This window comes from Arthrobacter sp. Bi83 (assembly GCF_918698095.1).
Classification (GTDB): Bacteria; Actinomycetota; Actinomycetes; order Actinomycetales; family Micrococcaceae; genus Arthrobacter.
The window spans coordinates 21,096-27,851 of record NZ_CAKKLY010000055.1 but is presented as its reverse complement, the minus strand read 5'-3'; the positions used below and the strand labels follow the sequence as shown (position 1 = coordinate 27,851).

Below are 6,756 nucleotides of genomic sequence, written 5' to 3'. Positions count from 1 at the left end.
CCCCAGGCCCATCTGGCCGAATACGGTGACGAACGGCGAAACGCCTGCCTTGTACTGGTCTGACGGCAGCAGCATGGCGAGGAGCAGCACGGAGCCGACGTAGAACACCACAATGCGGAGCACGACGGCGCGGATCGCCTTGGGGACTTCACGCTTGGGATTCTGCATCTCACCGGCAGTGATGCCGACGAGTTCGATGCCGTTGTAGGCGAAGATGACGGCGTTCAGGACGAGCACCATCACGAGGGCGCCCTTGGGGAACATGCCGCCGTCGCCGTCGAAGAGGTTGGACACCGAGGCGTGACCGCCGCCGACTTTGGCATTGGTCACCACCATGAAGGTGCCGACAGCCAGGAAGATCAGGATGGCGCCGACCTTGAGGCAGGACGCCCAGAATTCAAATTCGCCGAACGCCTTAACGCTGAGCAGGTTCACAGCCACGAGGAGCGCCAGCGCCGCGATGGCGGACGCTTCGACAGGAACGTTGGGGAAGAAGAACTGGAAGTACAGGCCGATCGCGATCAGTTCGGCGATTCCGGTCATGCCCCAGTTGATGAAGTACATCCAGCCGGAGAGGAAGGCGCCCTTCTTCCCGAACATTTCACCGGCGTAGCTGACAAACGAGCCGGACGTCTGGCGGTACATGATGAGCTCGCCCAGTGCCCGCATCAGCAGGTAGGCGATCACGCCGGCAATGGCGTAGGAGAAGATCAGCGCCGGGCCCGTGGAGGCCAGGCGTCCGCCGGCCCCCATGAACAGGCCGACGCCGATTGCGCCGCCCATCGAGATCATCGTCACGTGGCGGCCGCTCAGGGTCTTCTTATAGCCCTCGGCGCTGAGGGTCGAGTCGACGGCGATGGATGGTGCCGTCGGGCTCTCAAGTTCTGTGGGAGTAATTTGTGGCACAGCTTTTCCTTGCAGGTCGGGGTGTTGCCGCAGGTTGGGGCATTGCCGGTTGGGGAACCTCGAGTTTTTGTACCGATTATTCGCAGTTTGACCCCTCTTGAGGGCCGGATGAGGACAAAAACTCGTGAAGCATCGAAGGTTCGCGCGGCTCATCCATCGTACAAGATTTCCGGGGCGCTCCGTGACGCGCACAACATTATTGGGTTCAGCCCGCCGTTTGATGCCGTCCTGCGCCGGTTGTATTTCGAATGGATAAAAAGACTCCTGATCAGACGCAATTACCGCTACCCTGAGCTCAACGGGGAGGGACGTGCGTCTCGCCCCGGCGACCACGCGGCCTGCGTGGCACATGGCATTCGTGCCATTCCTCAGGGGGGACTATGAGAATGAGAGCACTACTGCCTGCAGCGCTGCTGCTTGCAGTTGCGGGGTGTTCGGGCGGCGGCTCTGGTCCTGCCGGACCAAGCGCCAGCCAATCGGCACCTGCATCATCATCGGCAACAACAATCAATCCGACGTCGCGGTCTCAGTCGCCGTCGGTATCCGCACCACCAACAACCGCACCATCACTGCCCACCGACGTCTCGACGTCGCTGAACGCAATCGATGCCCTGCAGAAGCACACCTGCGCAGCGGGCCCGGACGGATCGTGGACCTTCAAGGGAACCCTGCTCAACACGTCCGACAAAGCCAAGACGTATACCGTGGCGGTCGCGGTGACCGTGGGCGCTGCTGTCCAGGGCCACACGCTCATCACGGAAACGCTCCAACCCGGAAAATCAGCCGAAGTGTCGGCTGAGAATTTTGCCAAAACCACCGGCCAAGAAGGCACGTGTGAGCCCGTTGTCTCGGTGGAGGACGCTTCGTGAAGAAAAGAATACTGACGGCTGCCCTGCTCCTGAGCTTCGCGGCCGGATCCCTTGTGTCCGTTCCGGCATTCGCCGATGACACCACACCTGCGACGCCGTTGACGCAGACCTCTGATACGGGCAGTCCCGGCGCCACAAACGAGGCCACGCAGCCGGGCTCCTCTACAGACCCAGGAGTAGCGCCGGGAACCGGAGACGTGCCAGGCACAGGGCTCTCGGATCCGACCACGCCGGAGCCGCCGGCATCTGATCCTGCCCCCGCGTCTGATCCTGCCCCCGACCCGGCACCGGGTCCCGCGCTCGATCCGGCACTTGATCCGCCGGCACCGGATCCGGCACTTGATCCGCCGGCACCGGATCCGGCACCAGACCCGGAGTTCGTCACCCGCGGCGCGATAGGCGCAAAATGGCTTGCCCTGGGCGGTAAGGGCGGCGTCCTGGGTGCGCCGAAAGCAAATGAGCAGTGCGCAACCGGACTTTGCGTCCAGACGTTCGAGGGCGGTTCGATTTACTGGACGTCGTCCACCAGTGCGCACACTGTCTTCCTCACCTCCGGACGCACCGGACCGCGGTGGCATGCCGCCGGGGCCCTCCCCACGTTCGGTTATCCGGTCAGCGACGAGGCCACCATGGGTGCCAAGTCCCTGCAGAAGTTCTCCACCGGGAAAATGCTGGTCTGGACCGGCACGCAGTACCTGAACTTCTCTACCGGCACGGGAATCGGCAGGGCCTGGGTGGCGGCAGGAGCTGAAGCCGTGGTCGGCCTGCCGCTGGCGGGTGAAGTCTGCGGGCTGAAGAACCGCGGGTGCTCCCAGGCCTTCGACCGCGGAACCATTCTCTGGTCCCCGCAGACCTCCGGTCAGGTGGTCCGCGGCGGCATCGGCGGCCGGTGGCGCGCGGCCGCGGCGCAGAACGGCGTTTTGGGCTACCCCACCACCAGTGAACGGTGCGGGCTGACCGCGGGCGGCTGCAGCCAGGGCTTCCAGGGCGGCGCCATCTACTGGGCCCACGCCACCGGCGCCTGGATCGTCCGGGGCGGCATCGGCGGCCGGTACAGCGCAACCGGCTCCACCGGCAGTTTCCTCGGCTATCCGCTGGGCAACGAGACCTGTGGCCAGGCAGCCGGCGGCTGCCGGCAGCGCTTCCAGGGCGGAACAATCCACTGGTCCGGCGCCACCCGTGCGTGGATCGTGCAGGGAGCCATCGGCAGCAGCTTCACGGCAAACGGCGGGGCAGGCGGCTGGCTCGGCTATCCGGTGGCCAACGAAAATTGCGTCGGCGCCCAGTGCGTCCAGTGGTTCCAGCGCGGTTTCATTAGCTACACCCGAGGGGCCGGGACACGGACCTACGGAATGACGGAATGCCAGAAGCTGAACAACGGGCGGTCCAAGTACTCCACCTACGGGGCCAACCGCGTCCTCCTCACCTGGACGCAGGGCTACGGGCTGTCCCGGGCCACAAACCTCTACTGCGTCCGGATTGCCGGGACCTATGTTCCGGACTGGAAGACCGACGGCTACGTCGGCGCCTCCGGATTCAAGCCGCCGGGCGTGCCGTCCGGTCCCACCCGTTACCTCTACTCGCCCACCGGCTCGTTCTCGGTAACGGAGGCCTTCGGCCTGGGCAACCCGGGAACGAAGCTGGCCTACCGCACCCTCAACCCTGGCTCCCGCTGGGGCGGCAACCCGTGGACCGCCACGTACAACAAGTACTTCGAGTCCTCGTCCTGGGTGGGCTGGGACGAGAACATGTGGTACTTCGCTACCCGCGCCACGCACGACTACCGGCAGGGCGTGGTGGTCAACTACAACCGCCCCAACATTGTGCAGAACGCCGGCTTCGCCATCTTCCTGCACATGAACAAGGTCCCGACGGCGGGCTGCATCTCGCTGGACGACTGGGCGGTTGTTGACTACATCAGGAAGTCAACGCCGGGCGACCGGATCATCATGGGGACCTACAGCGCCCTCTTCCGCTGAAGCGAACGGACGTCAGCAAGTCACGCTGGCGCCTGGTTCCGGCGGCCCCGAGCCGCCGGAACCGGGCGCCAGTTGTGTTTGCCGGCTTTCCGACGGCGCGGGCAGGTTGCCCGGCGTCGGGTCAGCCCGCCTGCGGGCTCGCTAAGCCGCCACGGGCGCGGGTGCGAGCACGCCGCGGTCCATGGTGTACCTCAGCCAGGCGCCGCGGGGCCGTTCCGTTTCCGTTCCGCGCACAGGGTTCGCGGACCGTTCAGCGCAGTCACTGAACCATTGCCTCAGGGCCCGGTCATGGCTCACCATCACCAGCGTCCCGCTGAATCCGGCCAGTGCAGTCTCCAGCTCTTCCACCAGCACAGGGGCAAGATGATTGGTGGGTTCGTCCAGCAGCATGACGTCGTTGTGACCGAGCAGCAGCCGTGCCAGCGCCAACCTGCGCTGCTGGCCTGCCGACAGCCCGCCGACCGGGACATGGAATTCACTCGTTCGGAAAAGGCCAAGGCGCAGCAGTGCTTCGGCGTGATCGTCAATGTTGCCGCCCAGTCCCGCGGCGAAAGCAGGGAGCAGCCGCAGCCCGGGGCGTTCCGGCGGCTCGAGCTCCTGCTGCAAATAGCCGATCCGCCCGCTCCGCTCCACGTTGCCAACCGGTGCCTCCAGCGTGCCGGCAAGCACGGAGAGCAGTGTTGATTTGCCGGCACCGTTGGGACCAGTGATCAGGATCTTCTGGCCGCGTTCCACGCGGAACGACGGCAGCTCCAAGCGGCCCTGCACGCGCACGCCGCGGATCCTCAGGGCCAGGCCGGGCTCGCCCTCCGCGTTCCCGGCAGCCCCTCCGCCGTCGAGTCCTGCCTCCAGCTTCAGCCGTTCCGGGGGACGCTCCACCGGATTCGCTTCGAGGCGCCGGAGCCGCTCCTGGGCGTTGCGGATCTTGCTCGTGGCGGCCCGCTCCCAGGTGCCCGCCTTGAAGTCGAAGCCCATCTTGTCGCCGTCACGCTGCCGGGCGTAGCCCATCTTGGTCGCGACGGTGTCCGCCTGCCTCTGTTCGGCAGCCATGGCATCCATCCAGCCGTGGTACTGCTGCACCCAGCGTTGCCGTTCTGCCCGCTTCTCCTTCAGATAGCCGTCGTATCCGTTGCCATAGCGGTTCACGGCGCGGCGTTCGGCGTCCACCTCGATCACGGTGGATGCTACCTTCCGGAGCAGGACACGGTCATGCGAAACCACCACCACGGCGCCGCGGTGCGATGCCAGCCGTGCTTCAAGCCAGGCGGTGCCGCCCGCATCCAGGTGGTTCGTGGGCTCGTCCAGGAGCAGGATGTCCGCAGGATCTGCCAGCAGGCAGGCCAGCGCAACGCGCTCCTGCTCTCCGCCGGACAACGATCCCAGCGTCCGGTTCCGGTCCACGCCCCCGAGGCCCAGCCGGTCAAGCGCCGCCTCCACCCTGGAGTCCGCGGCGTACCCCTCCCGCAACTGGTACTGGGTCTGGAGGCTGCCGTACGCCTCAAGGTCGTTGGCCTCTGCAGCGGCCAGCCCGTACTCCAGCCGTTCCAATTCGGCTTCCATGTCGTGCAGCGCACGCAGGGCGTCGTCGATGGCGTGGGCCACGGTCAGCCGCGCCGGGAGGCCGGAGGTTTGGGCTAGGTAGCCCACACGCCCGTGGCTGACGGCGGTTCCGGCGTCAGGTCTCTCAAGTCCCGCAAGAATCCTCAGCAGGGTGGACTTGCCGGCACCGTTTTCGCCGACGATCGCCACATGCTCCCCCGGGGCGATCACCAGCCCGACGCCGGTAAAGAGTTCGCGGTCTCCGTAGCCGTGCGAGACACCGGAAAGGTGCAGTTGCTCGGCGTGGGAAGTCTGTTCAGTCATGTGAAGTCCTTGAAATCAGGAGGGTGGCCCAGGCGCCACTCCTTGAGCGAGCCAGCGGCTCTACGGGGCCCGGCGCTCCAAGCGGCCTGGCGCTCTGCGGGGTGTTTTGCGTGCAGCGCGGGCGTGCGCCAGCACCGCCGGCTAGGACTTCATGCCTCCAGCGTGCCCGGCGGCGGCGATGCCGTCAAGGCGGGCACCGTCGTCGGCTTCTCAAGAGCAAGAGGGCGGGCACCTTCGTCGGCTTCTCAAGAGCAAGAGGGCGCGCACCGTCGTCGGCGTCTCGAGAGCAAGAGGGCGGGCACCGCCGTCGGATTCTCATGAGTCGTAGCCGGACATCCCGGCTACGCTGGAACCATGGTGACTACCCGACGGCTTCTCCCCGCTCAGCGCCCGGAACTCTACCGTTTTTCGCCGCTCGATTTCACCGCCGTGTCACTGTACGTGGCGGTCGCCGCCTTCTTCGCCGTGGCCGGGGAGCTGATCATTCCACTGCTCAGGCTGATCGCCCCGAGCCCGGCCGCAGCGTCGTACGGCGTCAACCTCCTGTTCTACGGCTGCGTCGGCGTCCTGGCGCTGTTCGCCGCCCGACGAGTGGTGGCCCGGGACCTCAGGGTGCTGGCCACGAGGCCGTGGTTCACCGCCGCGATGGTGCCGCTGGCCGTCGTGGCGATGATGATTTTCACCGCCGTACTTGTGGTGATGGGTGGCACGTCGGAAACGTCGGCCAACCAGGCCGGGCTCCAGGCGCTCATCCAGCAAGTGCCTGCGTGGCTCATGGTGCCCCTCATCGTGGTGGTGGGTCCGTTTGTGGAGGAGTACATCTTCCGCCATCTGCTGATCGGCAAGCTGAGCAGGCGGATCAACATCTGGATCTGCTGCGCGCTGTCCGTGGTGCTCTTCGCCGCCCTGCACATCGTGGGCCAGGAGGCGCTCACCGTCGCTGCCCTCATGCCGTACCTGGCCATGGGTGCCACACTCGTGTTCGTGTACGTGTGGACGGGCCGGAACCTGATGTTCTCGTACTTCGTCCATGCCGCCAAGAACCTGCTGGCGGCCGTCTTCCTCTACAGCATCCCGCCGGAACTTCTTGATCAGCTGCAGCAGGTCCAGGGGTAGGGACCCTATCCGGAGGCGCCGCC

General features: G+C 66.0%; 5 protein-coding genes. 3 read left to right on the top strand and 2 right to left on the bottom strand.

Translation table 11 applies throughout. From position 1 onward, the window contains the following. Nucleotides 1-906 (bottom strand): amino acid permease (locus tag LQ144_RS19575; RefSeq protein ID WP_230120566.1); only part of this gene is annotated, 906 nt, incomplete at its 3' end. A gap of 386 nt (nucleotides 907-1,292) precedes the next feature. Between LQ144_RS19575 and LQ144_RS19570 the strand changes: the two genes are divergently transcribed. Together LQ144_RS19570 and LQ144_RS19565 are read left to right on the top strand one after the other, a co-directional pair. Next, nucleotides 1,293-1,775 (top strand): hypothetical protein, encoded by a 483-nt coding sequence (locus LQ144_RS19570; RefSeq protein WP_230120564.1) that lies wholly within the window; start codon nucleotides 1,293-1,295, stop codon nucleotides 1,773-1,775. Beyond that, nucleotides 1,772-3,754 (top strand): hypothetical protein, encoded by a 1,983-nt coding sequence (locus tag LQ144_RS19565; RefSeq protein WP_230120562.1) that lies wholly within the window; start codon nucleotides 1,772-1,774, stop codon nucleotides 3,752-3,754. Before LQ144_RS19570 ends, LQ144_RS19565 begins: the two co-directional genes overlap by 4 nt. Nucleotides 3,755-3,895: 141 nt before the next feature. Here the strand turns inward: LQ144_RS19565 and LQ144_RS19560 are convergent, their stop codons facing one another. Beyond that, nucleotides 3,896-5,617 carry an ABC-F family ATP-binding cassette domain-containing protein gene (locus LQ144_RS19560; RefSeq protein ID WP_230120560.1) on the bottom strand — a complete coding sequence of 574 codons (1,722 nt, stop codon included), beginning with the start codon at nucleotides 5,615-5,617 and terminating at the stop codon, nucleotides 3,896-3,898. Between the two features lie 354 nt (nucleotides 5,618-5,971). On the opposite strand from LQ144_RS19560, the gene LQ144_RS19555 reads away from it, so the two are divergent. Then, on the top strand, nucleotides 5,972-6,733 hold the full coding sequence (locus tag LQ144_RS19555; protein ID WP_230120558.1) for a CPBP family intramembrane glutamic endopeptidase: 762 nt from the start codon (nucleotides 5,972-5,974) through the stop codon (nucleotides 6,731-6,733). Nucleotides 6,734-6,756: the final 23 nt, after the last annotated feature.